Origin of the sequence: Corallococcus sp. AS-1-12, from assembly GCF_020036995.1 — a bacterium.
Taxonomy (GTDB): Bacteria; Myxococcota; Myxococcia; order Myxococcales; family Myxococcaceae; genus Corallococcus.
In genome coordinates this window covers 1-16,502 of record NZ_JAIQDD010000044.1, presented here as the reverse complement: position 1 = coordinate 16,502, position 16,502 = coordinate 1, and the positions used below count along the sequence as shown (strand labels likewise).

Genomic DNA, 16,502 nt, shown 5'->3' with positions numbered 1-16,502 from the left:
GCAACGACAGACAGCGCTTCCGACCAGCGTCGATTCCCCTGGCTGGCCGGTAGCATCCGGGTCGTTCGCGCGCTGGGGGGATTCGATGAAGATGGTCTGTGTTGGCGGTGGCCCTGCCGGGCTCTATTTCTCGATCCTGGCGAAGCTGTCCAACCCGAAGCACGACATCACCGTCCTCGAGCGCAACCCCGCGGGCGTGACGTATGGCTGGGGCGTGGTGTTCTGGGATGACCTGCTGGACGACCTCTACCGGAACGACCCGGTGAGCGCGCAGCGGATCGCCCTGTCCGCGGCGCGCTGGGACACGCAGGAGGTGCACCTGCGCGGCCGGTACGCGACGCACATCGGCGGTTATGGCTTCGCGCTGGGACGCGACCGGCTGCTGGACATCCTCATCCGGCGGGCGCGGGGGCTGGGCGTGGACGTCCGCTTCGAGCACGACGTCACGGACCCCTCCGCGTTCATGGACGCGGACCTCGTCGTCGCCTGCGATGGCGTCAACAGCCGGCTGCGCCAGCGCCACGCCCATCACTTCCAGACCCACATGGAGGAGGGGCGCAACAAGTACATCTGGCTGGGCACCAACCAGGTGTTCGACGCCTTCACCTTCGCCTTCGAGGAGACGCCCGCCGGCTGGCTCTGGTTCCACGGCTACCGCTTCAACAGCGAGACCAGCACCTGCATCGTGGAGTGCCAGGAGGCGACCTGGAGGGCCCTGGGCTTCGACACGATGGGGCCGGATGCGACGCTCCGGAAGCTGGAGGGCATCTTCCACAGCCGGCTCCAGGGCAGGTCGCTGTTCAACCAGTTGAAGGGCATGGGCCGGGCGCCGTGGCTCAACTTCAAGCGCATCACCAACGAGCGCTGGTACCACGACAACCTGGTGCTGATGGGCGACGCCGCGCACACCACGCACTTCTCCATCGGCTCCGGGACGAAGCTGGCCATGCAGGACGCCATCGGGCTGGCGCGGCAACTGCGAGAGCAGCCGGACGTGCCCACGGCGCTGGAGGCCTATGACGAGGAGCGCAGGGCCTCCCTGCTGGCCATCCAGTTGGCGGCGCGCAGCAGCTCCGAGTGGTTCGAGAACGTCCCCAGCTACGTGGACCAGGACGCGACGCGGTTCGCCTACTCGCTGCTGAACCGCCGGGGCAGCTCCGTGTGGAGCTACCTGCTGCTCATGGCCAGCCAGCAGCCCTCGCTCCAGGGGATGCTGCGGAAGATCCACCACTCCAAACAATGGGTCCGCGAGCAGCGCCGGGGCCGAGGCACCGTGGCCCTGAGCCTCCCGCCGCCTCCGGCCTAGGGAGACGTCGCGGCGTGCCGCGACAGCTCTTGCGACCGACCTCCCAATTCCACGGGAGACGGAGCGCCCCACGACGCTCCGCCTCCGGCGGGAAGCTGGGAGCTACTCGATGACGCCGATGGTCTCCGAGCGGTCCACGGCCTCACCCCTGGTGGTGTAGCCGGAGTACCAGCCGGTCAGGTTGCTGCCGGACTGGTCATACTGCACGTGGACGTGGGGCCCCGTGGCGTTGCCCGTACCGCCCTCGTTGCCCACCTGGCAGCGGTTGCACGTGCGGTCATACGAATCCGACGTCTTGATGAAGTGCCACAGGCGGAACGTCCGGCCGTTGGCGAAGGCGTGCTTCGCCTCGTTCTGCGTGCCGCTGCCCGTGCCGTTGCAATAGACGCCCGAGGTGCGGATGGTCACGTTCCAGGACAGGGACGCCATCACGCCCGTCTCCACGCCCCAGTAGTTGCAGCGGCCGCTGGAGATGTCCAACGCGCCGTGGAAGCTGCCGCTGGAGTAGTACGTCGTCGCCGTCACCGTGCCCGGAAAGGGCGACTTCACCGTGTACGAGTACGCCGCCGCGACGGAGGGGACCGCGAGGGCCAGGACGGCCGCGAAGACCTTCTTCTTCATGTGACGCATCGGGGGTGTTCCTTTCGGGCCGGCGGGTCCGGCCCCATGAGGGTGCCGCTCAACGGACCTGTTGCAGCCGCTGCTTCTCTCTCAGGAGCAGGCCCCACTCCTGAACTCCTGATTCCAAGGCGCGGATCCACGCGTCGATCTCCGGCGCCATGGCGGGGTCCATGCTCCGCAGCTTGCGCAGCTCCGGCACGGCGTCCGCGAAGCCCAGCTCCGCGAGGCTTTGCACCAGCGCCTTGCGCACCCCCACGTCCCGCTCGCCCCGGTACATGCCCACCAGCGCCTCGCGCGCGGGCCCCATCTGCGCCGCCGGCGCGCTGCCCAGCGCGAGCGCCGCCGAGCGCCGCACGTCCGCGCTCTCGTGGCCCAGCATCCCCAGCAGCTTCTGCCCCGCCTCCGGCCCCATCCTGCGCGTGTCCAGGGACTCCAGAATCGTCGCCGTCACCTTCGGGTCCGTGGACACCGCCGCCGCGTTCACCGCCGTGTCCGTGGCCGGGCCGTGGTAGCCGGAGTAGACGTGCGCGTTGTCCTCCACGAGGTTCTTCGCCGCCTCCATGCGGACCTCCGGCGAGCCGTCCCGCATGAGCCGCTCGTACATGTCCCCCGTCTTCTCCAGCGCGCCCGTGCGGCGCATGGCGCGCACGGTGGCGGCGCGGACGGAGGGGTCGCGGTCCTCCAGCGCGCGGCGGGCCACGGCCTGGATGGCGTCCTTCTCCGCCTCGCGCTCGCTGCGCGCCACCAGCGCCGCGGCCAACTGCTCCACCATCGCCGGGTCCGTCTCGCGGTCGAACGCCGCGTGCAGCTCGCCCGAAGGCAGCGACACGGCCGCCTCGCGCAGCACCGCCTGGAGATAGTCGCGGTAGGCCTTGGAGCTGGAGCCCAATCCCTGGCGGAGCTGATCCATCAGCCCCTGGACCGAACAGCTCTCCCCCCGCAGCGCGGGCTTCGCGGTGGAGGGCGTGGACTGGGCGGTGACGACCGGGGACGCGAGCATCAGCGTCAGGCCCCCGAGCGCGCGAAGACCTTGGAGGTAGCGGGGCATGGGGCAGGGCTCCTAGGTGTGGCGGTCCATGCAGCCGAAGGGGTTCTGGTCCGGCAGCTCGTTCCAGACGCGGATGAAGTCGACGTGGCCCTGGGCGTAGAGCGTCTCGAAGATGCCGTAGAGCGGCTGGAAGCGCGGATCCACGGTCGCCATGTTCGCCATCACCGGCAGGGCGTCCCGGCCCGCGACGCGCGCGGAGAAGCGGAACAGCGCCCAGCGCACGCACACGGACTGCTCGCGCTGGAAGGCGTCCGTGAACATCTCCAGCACGTGCTCCTTGTCGGAGGACATGGCCAGCACCTGCGCCGCCGCGTCGCGGCCGTCCTCGTTGCCCTCGCTGCGCAGGATGCGCTCGAAGCGGGCCGTGGTCTTCGCGTCCAGCACGGGCGAGTTGTGCAGCGGCGCCGTCTGCGCCAGGTGGCGGATCTGCTCGTCCGGCGCGTCCGTGGCGATGGTGAGGAGCCGGTCGAGGTACGGCGACGCGTCCCCCAGGTTCTCCGACTCGCGCGCCATCACGCGGCCCAGCGTGCGCGTGGCCGCCCAGCCCGCCTCGGTGGACGCCGGGTCGCGCGCGAAGTCCGCCATCCGGTCCATCGCGTCCGGCGTCAGGTGCTTCTGCGTGTCGAGCGCGGACAGCATGCCCGCTCGCCGCGCGATGGACAGGCCCTTGTCCATCCCCGCCTCCAGCAGCCGCGCGGCGACCTGCGGCTTCTGCACCGCGTCCGACCCGCGCAGCCCGGACAGCAGCACCTGGAACTCCGCCCCCTGCGCGTCCCGGGCCCAGTCCACCACCTGCCCCGCCTTCTTCGCGTCGTCGCCAATCAGCTCCGCGAGCTTCGCCTTCAGGTAGTCGCGGACGAGCGGGTCCTTCGACGCGAGCAGCGGCGCGGCCCAGTCGCGGAACGACTCCATCGTCACGCCGTCGTTGAAGCGCGCCAGCTCCGGGAAGCACGTCTGGTCCGAGAAGCGGCGCTCCGCGGCCTCCGCCTCCGCCGCGCCAGCAGGCGCCGCCGCCGCCGCCGCGCCCCCACCGCCGCCATGCGCCCCGCCCGGCTGTGTGCCTTTGACGGGGGCCGCCACCGCGGACGGCGCCCGGGCGTCGTCACCGCCACGCCACACCAGACCCACGGCCGCCAGAACGGCCACCAGCCCCGCGCCCGCCAGGACCCAGGGGACACGCCGTGCTCGCGGAGGACCGGATGCGGGCGTCTCGGTCGGAGTGGAAGGAACCATGGGAATCAAAATAACCATGGATTCCCTGTTTCAATCAAGGAAAACAGATTGATTGGATTTTTACTGAAACCCGCCCTCCTCCCCTCTTGAGATGGCATCCGCTGACCGCGCGCGTCACAGGAAAAGTCCCCACGTTATGGAACGGCGCACGGAGCCGACACACTTCGTGTCGCAGCGGCGCAATGACTCTCCGCGCGCGTGTGCCCTCCTGACCCCCAAGGTCAAAACAGACACGCCTGTGACAGCGGGGGCGTGGAGTGTCCGCGATTCAGTGACCGTGTATGATTACGACACGTGGTGGCAGGGCCGGGGGGCTGTAGCCAGCGCATGGCTGCACCGGGCGGAGGTGCCCGGGTCGCGCCATGGCTGTGAATGCGTCGCGGGAAAAGTGGCCGGACATGATGAAGAACGAAGCAGGTGCCGTGCGGCGGGAGCCCCCCGCGGTGGGCGTGACGGGTGTGTCCTCGGACCTCGCGGACCGGACCCAGGCCGCGGACATGGAGTCGCTCCTGGGGGTCGCTCCCGCGCCCGTGGAGCCTCCGTCCCGCTCCAACACGGGTTCGTCCACGTGGGACGGGCCGTCGCGTCCGGGCACGGGTGGCACCGGTGACACCGGCAACAACACGAGCCCCTCCATCCAGGGCCACGCGCTGCGCCCGGGCATGCGCCTGCAGCACTACGAGCTCATCCGCGAGCTGGGCTCCGGCGGCATGGGCACGGTGTTCCTGGCGCGCGACGTGCGGCTGGGGCGCCGGGTGGCCATCAAGTTCCTGCACAGCGAGGACGCCGACATCACCCGGCGCTTCATCCTGGAGGCGCGGGCCACGGCGCGGTGCAGCCACGAGAACATCGTCATCATCTACGAGGTCGGCGAGTTCACCGGCGGCCCGTTCATGGTGCTGGAGTACCTGCAGGGCAAGCCGCTGACGAAGGTGCTGGGCACCCAGCGCCTGCCGCCCGCGCGCGCGGTGGAGCTGATGGTGCCGGTGGTGAAGGCGCTGGTGTGCGCCCACGAGCAGGGCATCGTCCACCGCGACCTGAAGCCGGAGAACATCGTGGTGACGGACTCGGGCGCCATCAAGGTGCTCGACTTCGGCATCGCCAAGGTGCTCCAGGGGGACGAGCCCGCGGAAGCAGCCCCGGGCGGCCCGCAGGTCCAGCCGCGGCTGCACTCGGTGGAGGGCATGGGCGAGGACGTGTCCAACCTCACCCGCAAGGGCGCCATCATGGGCACCATGGCCTTCATGTCCCCGGAGCAGTGGGGCATCGGCGTGGCCGTGGACAACCGCACGGACATCTGGGCTGTTGGATTGATGCTCTTCCGCATGCTCGCGGGCAAGCACCCGTTGGATCCGCTGCGCGGCCCGCAGTTGATGGTCACGGGCATGCTGGACGAGCCCATGCCGCTGCTCAGGACAATGGCGCCGGACGTGCCGCAGGAGCTGGCGGCCGTCGTGGACCGCTGCCTGCTCAAGCGCAAGGAGGAGCGCTATCCGGACGCGGCGTCGCTCTTGCGTGCGCTGGAGCCCTTCCTGCCCGGCCGCATGAGCCGCGAGCTGCGCGTGGACGAGAGCCCCTACGCGGGCCTCAGCTCCTTCCAGGAGGCGGACGCGGACCGCTTCTTCGGCCGCACCCGTGAAATCGCCGCGCTGGTGAACCGCATCAACGACCGGCCGCTGCTGGCCGTGGTGGGCCCGTCCGGCACGGGCAAGTCGTCGTTCGTGCGCGCGGGCCTGGTGCCCGTGCTCAAGCGGTCCGGCACGCCGTGGGAGGCGCTGGTCATCCGCCCCGGCAGAAGCCCCCTGTCGGCGCTGGCCAGCATCGTCACGCCGCTGATGAGCTCGTCCACCACCATCGAGGACGACCTGGTGGAGCAGCAGCGGGTGGTGGAGCGGCTGCGCGCGGAGCCCGGCTACGTGGGCAACGTGCTGCGCAGCCGCGCGCGGCGGGAGAAGCGGCGCATCCTGCTCTTCGTCGACCAGTTCGAGGAGCTCTACACGCTGGTGCCGGACGCCCAGGAGCGGCTGGCCTTCACCGCGTGCCTGTCCGGCATCGCGGACGACGCGACCACGCCCATCCGCGTCATCCTCTCCATCCGCTCGGACTTCCTGGACCGCGTGCCGGAGGACGAGCGCTTCATGGCGGAGCTCAGCCAGGGGCTCTACTTCCTCACCGCGCCCGCCCGCGAAGGCCTGAAGGACGCGCTGGTGCAGCCGGCGGAGCGCGCGGGCTACCAGTTCGAGAGCCCCGCCATGGTGGCCAGCATGCTGGAGCACCTGGACGCGTCCCAGGGCGCGCTGCCCCTGTTGCAGTTCGCGGCCACGCAGTTGTGGGAGGCGCGAGACGTCACCCACCGGCTGCTCACGGAGGGCGCCTACCAGGCCATGGGCGGCATCGCCGGCGCGCTGGCGAGCCACGCGGACAGCGTGCTGGAGAGCCTGTCCACGCAGGAGCGCACGCTGGTGCGCGCGCTCTTCCTGCGGCTGGTCACCCCCGAGCGCACGCGCGCCATCGTGTCCCTGGACGAGCTGCGCGAGCTGACCAAGGACACGGGGGAGATGCAGCGCCTCATCGACCATCTGGTGCAGGCGCGCCTGCTGGTGGTGCAGACCGGCGGCGGCGCCACGGGCGCCACGGTGGAGATCGTCCACGAGTCGCTCCTGCATAGCTGGCCCACGCTGCGGCGCTGGCTGGACGAGGGCCAGGAGGACTCCGCGTTCCTGGAGCAACTGCGCAACGCCGCCCGGCAGTGGCAGGGCAAGAACTTCGACGCGCACCTCCTGTGGCGCGGCGAGCTGGTGGAGGAGGCCCAGCGCTTCCAGCGGCGCTACCGGGGAGAGCTGCCCCGGCTGCAGCAGGACTTCCTCACGGCGGTGTTCGCGCAGGCGAAGAAGGGGCGCCGGCTGAAGCGGGCGCTGCTCATCGGCAGCGCGACGTTCCTGGGGCTCCTGGTGGTGGCGGCGGTGGTAGCGCTCGTGGTCATCCGCAACGCGCAGCAGGAGGCCGAGAAGCAGGCCCAGGCGGCCCAGGCGGCCGAAATCATCGCGCGCGCCGCCGAGACCAACGCCCGCGGCGCGGAGGCCGAGGCCAAGCAGCGGCTGGCCGAGGTGCAGGCCAAGGAGCTGGAACGCCAGAAGGCGCAGCAGGCGGCGGAGTCCGCCAACGCGCAGGTGGCGCTGGCCAACCAGGAGCTGCTCAGCAAGAACGACGAACTGGTGTCCGCGCTGAAGCGCGCCCAGGAAGCGCAACTGCGCGCCCGGAGCGCCAAGAAGCGCGCCGAGGAGAGCGCCGAGTCCGCGCGCGACGCCCGCGAGAAGGCCCTCCGCGCGGCGGAAGAACTCTCCACGTTGCTCAAGCGGGAGAAGGAGCGCGTCTCCCGTCTGCAATCCCAGCTCGGCAGTCCGGTCATCGAGGTCCTGAAGTGAGAAGCGTCTTGAACAGGGTGATGAGCAGGTCCGCGGTCGCGTTGTCGCTGCTGCTGGCGCTGGAGTCCGTGCCCGCGTGGGCCCGGGAGCCGGCGCCACGGACAGGCACCGCGAAGACGTCCCGGGGCGCGAAGAAGAAGCCCACCGCGTCGAAGGCCACGGGCAAGACGAAGCTGTCCGGCGCCGGCGCCTCGAAGCGCAAGCGCAAGCCCACCGCCGCCGAGGCCGCGCAGGCCCCCTCGGACGCGCCCCTCTCCACGTCCCTTCCCATGCCCCCGCCGCCCACGCCCAGGGCCGTGGAGCCCCAGCAGGAGCAGGCCAGCAGCACGCTGGAGGGCTCGCCCTCCGGCGCGGAAGAGCGCCCCTGGGCGCAGGGCATCTCCAAGGCGGACCAGGACGCGTCGCTCGCGCTGTTCGGCGAAGGCAACGTGCTCCTGAAGGAGTCCATCTTCGTGCGGGCGGTGGAGAAGTACCGCCAGGCGCTGGCGCGCTGGGACCACCCGGCCATCCACTACAACCTCGCGCTGGCGCTGATGAACCTGGACCAGCCCGTGGAGGTGCACGAGCACCTGGTGGCGGCGCTGCGCTTCGGACCGGCGCCGCTGGAGAAGGAGAAGTACGAGTACGCCCGCAACTACAAGACGCTGGTGGAGAAGCAGTTGGCGCGCGTGGACATCACCTGCGCCACGCCCGGCGCCACGGTGACCCTGGACGGCCAGACGCTGTTCGTGGCCCCCGGCCGCTACGAGGCGCTGGTGCGCCCCGGCGCGCACAGCATCGTCGCGACGATGGCGGGCTACGTGCCCAGCGACCAGAGCCGCACGCTGCTGCCCGGTGAGACGACGGCGCTGGACCTGAAGCTCTTCACCTCCGACGACCTCATCCGCTACAAGCGCCGCTGGTCCGCCGCGATGCCCTGGCTGGTGATGGGCGCGGGCGTGGCCGTGGCGGGCGGCAGCACCTTCCTGCACCTCCAGTCCCGCGACCACTTCCGCGCCTTCGAGTCCGGCATCACCCAATGCGGAGGCTGCGTGCCGCCCGCCGCCGTCGCCGACGAGCGCTCCCAGGGCAACCTGATGCAGACCGGCGCCATCGCCGGGTACGCCGTAGGCGGCGCCGTCATCGTCACCGGCGCGGTGCTCGCCGTCCTCAACCAACCCAAGCCGTACCGCATCGAACCGGGTCAGGAGGCGGCGGCCGTGCAGGTCACGCCGCTCCTCGGCGCGGGGTCGGGCGGTGCCGTGGCCACGTTCCGCTTCTAGAGGTCCTCGCATGACACGCGTCTCCCCCTCTTCCATGGCGCGCGCCCTGCTGCTCCTGGCCGCGCCGCTCCTGCTCCTCTCCTCCTGCTTCCAGCCCACCACGGTGGACTGCCCCGCCGGCCTGGTGTGCCCGGACGGCCTGAAGTGCGCCGCGAACCAGTCCATCTGCATCTCCACGGACTGCGGCGACGGCGTCGTCCAGCCCCACGAGCAGTGTGACGACGGCAACGTCGTGGACGGCGACGGCTGTAGCCGCGACTGCAGGTCCAACGAGACCTGCGGCAACGGCGTCCCGGACACGACCGTGGGCGAGAAGTGCGACGACGGCAACACCGAGGACGGCGACGGCTGCAGCTCGGACTGTCTGTCCAACGAACTGTGCGGCAACGGCGTGGTGGACACGGCCGTGGGCGAGCGGTGCGACGACGGCAACAACGCCAGCGGCGACGGCTGCAGCGCGGACTGTCTGTCCAACGAGACGTGCGGCAACGGCTACACCGACCCCACGAAGGAGGAGCGCTGCGACGACGGCAACACCGTCAGCGGCGACGGGTGCAGCGCGGACTGCCGCTCCCAGGAGAGCTGCGGCAACGGCTACGTGGACGTGGCCAAGGGTGAGAAGTGCGACGACGGCAACAACGTCAACGGCGACGGGTGCAGCTCCGACTGCAAGTCCAACGAGACGTGCGGCAACGGCGTCCTGGACACCATCAAGGGTGAAATCTGCGACGACGGCAACAACGTCAGCGAGGACGGCTGCAGCGCGGACTGCCGGTCCGCGGAAGGCTGCGGCAACGGCGTCCGCGACGGCGAGGAGCAGTGCGACGACAAGGGCGAGTCCGCCACCTGCAACCTCAACTGCACCGTGCGCGTCTGCGGTGACGGCATCGTCAACCGGACCGCGGGCGAGCAGTGCGACGACAAGGGCGAGTCCGCCTACTGCAACGCCAACTGCACGCTGCGCGCCTGCGGCGACGGCGTGGTAAACACGTCCTCCGGCGAGCAGTGCGACAACCCCGGCCCCGTCAACAGCCCCGCCTGCGACGCGGACTGCACCATCGCCTTCTGCGGCGACGGCTTCACCAACCTCACGCGCGGCGAGCTGTGCGACACGGCGGGCGACTCCCGCACCTGCAACGCGGACTGCACGCCCGCGGCCTGCGGCGACCGGTACCTCAACACCGCGGCGGGCGAGCAGTGCGACGACGGGCCCAGCTCCGCCATCTGCGACGTGGACTGCACCCCCGTGGCCTGCGGCGACGGCGTCACCAACACGGCGGCGAAGGAGCAGTGCGACGACGGCAACACCCGCGACGACGACGACTGCCTGGGCACCTGCAAGCCGAACATCTGCGGCGACAGCGTGGTCAACGTCAACGGACCGGACCGCCCGGAGTCCTGCGACGACGGCAACACCAAGACGGAGGTCGCGTGCGACTACGGCACCGCCACCTGCGAGGCGTGCAGCGGCGACTGCAAGGCGCGGCTGGACCTGAAAGGCAACGTCTGCGGCGACAACGTGAAGGACGCCACGAACGAGGCCTGTGACGACGGCAACACCGACACGGAGGACGCCTGCCCCTACGGCACCGCCAGTTGCAAGGTGTGCCGCTTCGACTGCAAGGAGAGCCTGTCGCGCACGGGCAACATCTGCGGCGACAGCGTGAAGGACCCGGACCACGAGTCCTGCGACGACGGCAACACGAAGACGGAGACCGCGTGCGACTACGGCGTGGCCACCTGCCAGAAGTGCAGCGGCGACTGCCAGCAGCCCCTGTCGCTCACGGGCAACGTCTGCGGCGACAAGGTGAAGGACCCCACCTTCGAGGCCTGCGACGACGGCAACACCACCACGGAGACCTCCTGCCCCTACGGCGTGGCCAACTGCCAGACGTGCAGCGGCGACTGCAAGCAGTTGCTGCCGGTGACGGGCAACGTCTGCGGGGACGGCGTGGCGGACCCCATCCACGAGGCCTGTGACGACGGCAACACCACCACGGAGACCTCCTGCCCCTACGGCCAGGCGAACTGCCAGACGTGCAGCGACGACTGCCAGCGGGTCCTGACGCTCACGGGCAACGTCTGCGGCGACGGCAAGCAGGACCCCAGCGCCTCCAACGAGGTCTGCGACGACGGCAACACGCAGACGGAGTCCTCGTGCCCCTACGGGCAGGCGAGCTGCCAGGTGTGCCGCGGCGACTGCAAGGAGCGGGTCCCCGTCACGGGCAACGTCTGCGGCGACGGCGTGAAGGACCCGGACCACGAGGCCTGCGACGACGGCAACACCACCACGGAGTCCACCTGCCTGTACGGCACGGCGAGCTGCCAGCAGTGCAGCAATGACTGCCAGCAGGTGCTCTCGCTCTCCGGCAACGTCTGCGGCGACGGCGTGAAGGACGCCACGAACGAGGCCTGCGACGACGGCAACACCCTCACCTGCGGCTCGTGCAGCGCCAACTGCAAGACGCAGACGCTCCAGGCGGCGACCGGCACCATCACGGCGACGTCGAGCGCGAACCTGTCCGACCAGGAGACGTTCACCCTCAGCGACGGCATCAACACCCCGGTCACCTTCGAGTTCGACCGCGACAACAGCCTCAAGAACCCCGCCAACCAGCGGGTGGTCCTGGCGAGCGGCACGCCCGCGGCGCAGATTGCCCTCGTCATCCGGGACGCCATCAACGCGGTGGAGGAGCCGTTCGAAATCGAGGCGTCGGTCGTCACCGGCTCCATCACCGTGAACGTCACCCACAAGCTGAAGGGCTCCATCGGCAACCAGGCCATGACGGAGAAGGTCGCCAACAACAACTTCAAGGTGAGCGGGATGAACGGCGGCAGCGGCTACGACTGCCCCCAGGGCACCCGGTGCGTGGGCAACGAGGACTGCGCGCTCGACCTGGTGTGTGGGGCCAGCAAGACCTGCGTCACCCCACCCGCCCCCGTGCCTTGACGCACCGGGCCATGTCTTGCGTCACACGCGAGCGGACCCGGGGGTGGGAGTGGGGGAACGTGCGGTTGACTTCACAGTCGTGGGGGTGGTGAACCGGACGGGCCCCGGGTAGTCGCGGGCCCGGTGGCCATGCAGCGGTCGTGAACCTCGCTTGCCGCGTCTGGAGCCACATCCATGATGACCCCTCCCCGTCGCCACCGCCGGAGCCCCTGGCTCTCGCGGTGGCATCCCCTTGTCGCCGCGGGCTTCGCCTCGGCGCTGGTCTCCTGCGCCTCCCCGGAAGCCCCCGCCGACACGCCCGCGCCTGCCACGCCCGCCGTGGAGGACATCGCGCAGCGTGAGCAGGAGCTGCTCAGTTGGACCCTGGGCGCGAAGTACGACGCCACGCAGGCGAACATCACCTTCAACGTGTACTCGTCGCGCGCCACGCGCATCGAGGTGTGGATCTACAAGACGGCCCAGGGCGCGCAGGAGGCCGTCAGCTACGTGATGACGAAGAACACGACGACCAACGTCTGGTCGAAGACCGTCTCCGTCTCCACGCTGAAGAACAGCTACGGCGTCACCGGCACCGTCTACTACGGCTACCGCGCGTGGGGCCCCAACTGGCCGTACAACTCCACCTGGACCAAGACGAACAACGCGGTGGGCTTCATCGCGGACGTGGACTCCGCGGGCAACCGCTTCAACCCGAACAAGCTCCTGTGGGACCCGTACGCGCTGGAGCTGTCGCACGACCCGGTGAACCCCAGCAACACGGACGCCACGGTGTTCGCGTCCGGCCCGCTGCACCGCTACAAGGACAGCGGCCCGTTCGCGCCCAAGGGCATCGTGCTGCCGCCGGACGCCACGGCCACGGGCACCAAGCCCACGCGCGCCTTCAAGGACGACATCGTCTATGAGGTGCACCTGCGCGGCCTGACGAAACAGGACACCGGCTCCGGGTTGGACGCCGCCTGTCTGGGCACCTACAAGACGGCGGGCCAGAAGGCGGCGCAGTTGGCGGCGCTGGGCGTGACGGCGGTGGAGTTCCTGCCGCTGCACGAGACGGACAACGGCAACAACGACACCGTCATGAGCACCGCGGGCGACAACTACTGGGGTTACATGAACCTCAGCTACTTCGCGCCGGACCGCCGCTACGCGTGCGACCAGACGCCGGGCGGGCCCACGCGCGAGTTCAAGACCATGGTGAAGGCGTTCCACGACGCCGGCATCAAGGTGCTGGTGGACGTGGTCTACAACCACACCGGCGAGGGCGGCGCGTGGATCAACGGCGACCCGACCACGTACAACGTCATGTCGTACCGGGGCCTGGACAACCCCACGTACTACAGCCTGACGAAGGACATGAAGTTCAACTGGGACAACACGGGCGTGGGCGGCAACTTCAACACGTTCAACCCCACGGCCCGCAACGTCATCCTGCATTCGCTGTCCTACTGGAAGGACACGCTGGGCGTGGACGGCTTCCGGTTCGACCTGGCGTCCGTGCTGGGCAATGTCTACGAACACCAGACGGACACCCACGACGGCTACTTCTACGACCGGGACAACCCGAACACCGCGCTCAATCAAATCACCACGCAGTTGGACCCGCGCCCGGAGGCGGGCGGCGCGGGCACGGACTTCATCGCGGAGCCGTGGGCCATTGGCGGCAATTCCTACCAGGTGGGCAACTTCCCGGCGAAGTGGCGGGAGTGGAACGGCGCGTTCCGCGACACGTTCCGCAAGGACCAGAACCAGTTGGGCGTGGAGAGCGTGACGCCGGCGCAACTGGCCACGCGCTTCGCGGGCTCGTCGGACCTGTACTCGGATGACGGCCGCAAGCCGGCCGCGTCCGTGAACTTCATGGTGGCCCACGACGGCCTCACCTTGAAGGACCTGTACTCGTGCAACAGCAAGAACAACAGCCAGCCGTGGCCCTACGGCCCGTCCGACGGCGGCGAGGACAGCAACCACAGTTGGGACCAGGGCGGCAGCGCGGCGCTCCAGCGGCAGGCGGCGCGCAACGGCCTGGCGTTCATGATGCTGAGCGCGGGCGTGCCCATGCTGACGGGGGGTGACGAGTTCCTGCGCACGCAGTACTGCAACAACAACGTCTACAACCTGGACTCGAACAAGAACTGGCTGGACTACGCGTGGAGCGCGGACCAGTCCAACTTCCGCCTGTTCGCCAAGAACCTCATCGCATTCCGCAAGGCGCACCCCGCGCTCCGTCCGGCGGACTTCTACAAGACGAACGACAACAACGGGAACGTGATGGAGCAGCACCGCTGGTTCAAGCCGGACGGCCTGGTCCCGGACGCGGCGTACTTCAACAGCGCGAGCAACCACGCGCTGGCGTACCGCATCGACGCGACGGAGTTCTCCGGCGAGACGGTGAGCGCCATCTACGTCGCCTACAACGGCTGGTCCGCCAGCGTGAACTTCCTGCTGCCGTGGCCGGGCAGCGGCAAGCAGTGGTACCGGGTGACGGACACCTGCTCGTGGATTGAGAGCCGGGGCGCGGATCAGGTGCTGCTCAACCCGGGCAGCGCGGACCTGATTGGCGGCGAGGCCGCGAGCTACGGCCTGTGCGGCCGCGGCGTGCTGGTGCTGGTGGCCAAGTAGCGTGAAGGCCGTGGAGGGCCCGGCGCTTTTCCTGGGGCCGGGCCCTTCGCGATAAGGCAGGCACTTCACCCCGCGCATGCGTGGCGGCGAGCCGGTATAAGGCAGCCATGGCCCAGAATGACAGCGCGGTGGCGAAGCGGCTTCAGCAGGAGGACTCGTTCGAAAAGGAGACGTTCGAGGGGTTGGACCTCCAGGGCGTCGACCTGGGTGACAAGGAATTCTACCAGTGCACCTTCCTGAACTGTGAATTGCAGGAGGGCCGGTGGAAGGACACGCTGCTGGAGGCGTGTGTGTTCCGGGGCTGCAACCTGACGCGCGCGAACTTCAATGGCATCCGTCTGAGGGACGTGCGCTTCGAGGGTTCGAAGCTGATGGGCATTGATTGGACGGGCGTGGCGCCGAACCCGGAGGTGAACTTCGAGGAGTGCGGCCTGCCCTACAGCTCGTTCGTGGCGCTGAGTTTTCGCCAGACGTCCTTCGTGCGCTGCGTGGCGAGGGAAGCGAACTTCTTCGACATGGACCTGACGGACGCGGACTTCACGGGCGCGGACCTCACCGGCAGCAACTTCCGCGGCTGCACGCTGACCCGGACGGACTTCTCCGGGGCCACGGGCCTGATGCTCGACCCCGCGCACAACAAGCTGAAGGAGACGCGCATCCCGCAGGACACGGCGATGTCCGTGGTCCACGAGTTGGGCATGCGCGTGGAGGGCTACCACGCGAAGGCGGGTGGACGCGGCGGGGCGAAGAAGACCGGGTCGAAGCGGTGAAGGACGGCACCCCGTTCGACCTGGTCTCCGTCGTGCGAATCGGCGTGATGGTGGAGATGGGGCTCGTCGGGCTCAAGCAGATCATCGCCTGGGCGGATGCCTGGGTGATGAAGCTGGATGACCCACCGCCCTGGTTGTTGGAAATGTGCACTGCGCCAGATGCCGACACAGCGCTGGGGCTGATCCGCGACATTCCGATGCTTCCGTTTCCAGCCACTCCCGAGGAAATCCGCGAGGAGAATGCGGACCACCTGGCGAGCCTGTTCCTCCGCTATCGAAACGGGGCGCTCTCCTGGGGGGACTTCCTCTTTCAGGCAGGTCAGTATCTGGATCGCGCGCTCAGGGCCGACCAGTGCGAGCGGTTCTTCATGCAGTTGAACCTGCTGGAGCGCACGGGCTTTCCGGAAGACCTGGTGCAGGCCCAGCGGGAGGACATCGAGCGCGATCTCGTGGACGCGCTGGCACGGATGGAGTCCGCCCATCGGCGGTTCGAGGCGGAGGCGCGCGGGCACTGAAGCCCCGGTAATCCGAGCACGACACAGGTGGCCCCAGGGCATGGACCATGAAGCGCCAGAGTCGCGCAATCCACCCGCCCAGGCGGCCCCCTGTCTCCTGCGGCAGTCCAATCCGATGGTCGGACGAGGTCTCCGAGGCCGCGGCCTGCTCGTCCGCCCCGGTGCCATCACCCACGAACTCGTTGAGAACGGGCCTTGGAACGGTTGGCGGCGGCAGCGCCCCACACTCCAGCTCCAGGTGGAGGGCCTCCGCCTGGGGACAGGATGCGCCCCCGAGCGCTCCGATATCCTCCGCGGCTGGCACACGCGGGCCAAGGTCTCTCTCGTCCACGTCAGGCCGTGCCTTCGGCGCGGGAGCTGACGCGGAGGCGCTGAGCGGCGCTTCCTGAGAGCACGCGGCTTCGGAGGAGACCGGCTCCTGGAGGACGGGAGCGAAGGCCTCCAGCATGCGATCATCGCGCGCCTTCAGCAGCGCCGGCAGTTCGTGCTGAAGCCTCCGCGCGTCGCGCTCATCCAGCGCCCCCACTGCGCGCCAGGCCCACTCGCGCAGCAACTCTCCCCCCATGAAAGGCTGCAGCCGGTCCGCGCCTCCCAGGAAGGCCCGTTGCAGGGACTGAACGAGGAGCACATGCCCGGGCCGCTCGGCCACCCGGGCTGCCAGCCGTAGCAACTCGAATTCCGCCTGGGCGCAAGCTGTACCCGACTCCCAGCGCGCCGCGTCCTGGAGCCGGAAGCACGCGCTCCCCAGCCGGTCCAGGT

At 69.5% G+C, this 16,502-nt stretch carries 10 protein-coding genes; 7 read left to right on the top strand and 3 right to left on the bottom strand.

Features of this window, described 5'->3' with window-relative positions:
* The first annotated feature begins 85 nt into the window (after nt 1–85).
* Nucleotides 86–1,306, top strand: coding sequence for an FAD-dependent monooxygenase (locus K8556_RS36875; protein WP_223744820.1), 1,221 nt, complete (start codon nt 86–88; stop codon nt 1,304–1,306).
* A gap of 102 nt (nt 1,307–1,408) precedes the next feature.
* Here K8556_RS36875 and K8556_RS36870 read toward each other — a convergent pair whose 3' ends face one another.
* From K8556_RS36870 to K8556_RS36860, 3 genes are read right to left on the bottom strand one after another with little or no spacing between them, the layout of a single operon-like run.
* The gene (locus K8556_RS36870) at nt 1,409–1,936 is read right to left on the bottom strand and encodes a hypothetical protein (protein WP_223744819.1); all 528 of its coding nucleotides are present in this window, start codon (nt 1,934–1,936) and stop codon (nt 1,409–1,411) included.
* Between the two features lie 49 nt (nt 1,937–1,985).
* Nucleotides 1,986–2,975: a HEAT repeat domain-containing protein gene (locus tag K8556_RS36865; protein ID WP_223744818.1), complete on the bottom strand. Its 990-nt coding sequence runs from the start codon at nt 2,973–2,975 to the stop codon at nt 1,986–1,988.
* 12 nt (nt 2,976–2,987) lie between these two features.
* On the bottom strand, nt 2,988–4,121 hold the full coding sequence (locus K8556_RS36860; protein ID WP_223744817.1) for a hypothetical protein: 1,134 nt from the start codon (nt 4,119–4,121) through the stop codon (nt 2,988–2,990).
* 485 nt (nt 4,122–4,606) lie between these two features.
* Between K8556_RS36860 and K8556_RS36855 the strand changes: the two genes are divergently transcribed.
* The 6 genes from K8556_RS36855 to K8556_RS36830 all read left to right on the top strand — a co-directional run bounded on the left by K8556_RS36855 (nt 4,607) and on the right by K8556_RS36830 (nt 15,743).
* Nucleotides 4,607–7,633 carry a protein kinase gene (locus K8556_RS36855; protein ID WP_223744816.1) on the top strand — a complete coding sequence of 1,009 codons (3,027 nt, stop codon included), beginning with the start codon at nt 4,607–4,609 and terminating at the stop codon, nt 7,631–7,633.
* 20 nt (nt 7,634–7,653) lie between these two features.
* A complete protein-coding gene (locus K8556_RS36850; protein WP_223744815.1) occupies nt 7,654–8,895 on the top strand; it encodes a PEGA domain-containing protein in 1,242 nt (413 codons plus the stop codon).
* Between the two features lie 10 nt (nt 8,896–8,905).
* Nucleotides 8,906–11,845: a DUF4215 domain-containing protein gene (locus tag K8556_RS36845; RefSeq protein WP_223744814.1), complete on the top strand. Its 2,940-nt coding sequence runs from the start codon at nt 8,906–8,908 to the stop codon at nt 11,843–11,845.
* A 174-nt stretch (nt 11,846–12,019) separates the two neighbouring features.
* Nucleotides 12,020–14,458: an isoamylase gene (locus K8556_RS36840; protein WP_223744813.1), complete on the top strand. Its 2,439-nt coding sequence runs from the start codon at nt 12,020–12,022 to the stop codon at nt 14,456–14,458.
* 107 nt (nt 14,459–14,565) lie between these two features.
* Entirely contained in the window at nt 14,566–15,228 is a 663-nt protein-coding gene (locus K8556_RS36835; RefSeq protein ID WP_223744812.1) for a pentapeptide repeat-containing protein, read from the top strand.
* A complete protein-coding gene (locus K8556_RS36830) occupies nt 15,225–15,743 on the top strand; it encodes a hypothetical protein (RefSeq protein WP_223744811.1) in 519 nt (172 codons plus the stop codon). The genes K8556_RS36835 and K8556_RS36830 overlap by 4 nt, the downstream gene beginning before the upstream one ends.
* Nucleotides 15,744–16,502: the final 759 nt, after the last annotated feature.

Coding starts and splice junctions, on each gene's coding strand:
- K8556_RS36875 (WP_223744820.1), top strand. CDS start 86: ATGAAGATGGTCTGTGTTGGCGGTGGCCCTGCCGGGCTCTATTTCTCG.
- K8556_RS36870 (WP_223744819.1), bottom strand. CDS start 1,936: ATGCGTCACATGAAGAAGAAGGTCTTCGCGGCCGTCCTGGCCCTCGCG.
- K8556_RS36865 (WP_223744818.1), bottom strand. CDS start 2,975: ATGCCCCGCTACCTCCAAGGTCTTCGCGCGCTCGGGGGCCTGACGCTG.
- K8556_RS36855 (WP_223744816.1), top strand. CDS start 4,607: ATGATGAAGAACGAAGCAGGTGCCGTGCGGCGGGAGCCCCCCGCGGTG.
- K8556_RS36850 (WP_223744815.1), top strand. CDS start 7,654: ATGAGCAGGTCCGCGGTCGCGTTGTCGCTGCTGCTGGCGCTGGAGTCC.
- K8556_RS36845 (WP_223744814.1), top strand. CDS start 8,906: ATGACACGCGTCTCCCCCTCTTCCATGGCGCGCGCCCTGCTGCTCCTG.
- K8556_RS36840 (WP_223744813.1), top strand. CDS start 12,020: ATGATGACCCCTCCCCGTCGCCACCGCCGGAGCCCCTGGCTCTCGCGG.
- K8556_RS36835 (WP_223744812.1), top strand. CDS start 14,566: ATGGCCCAGAATGACAGCGCGGTGGCGAAGCGGCTTCAGCAGGAGGAC.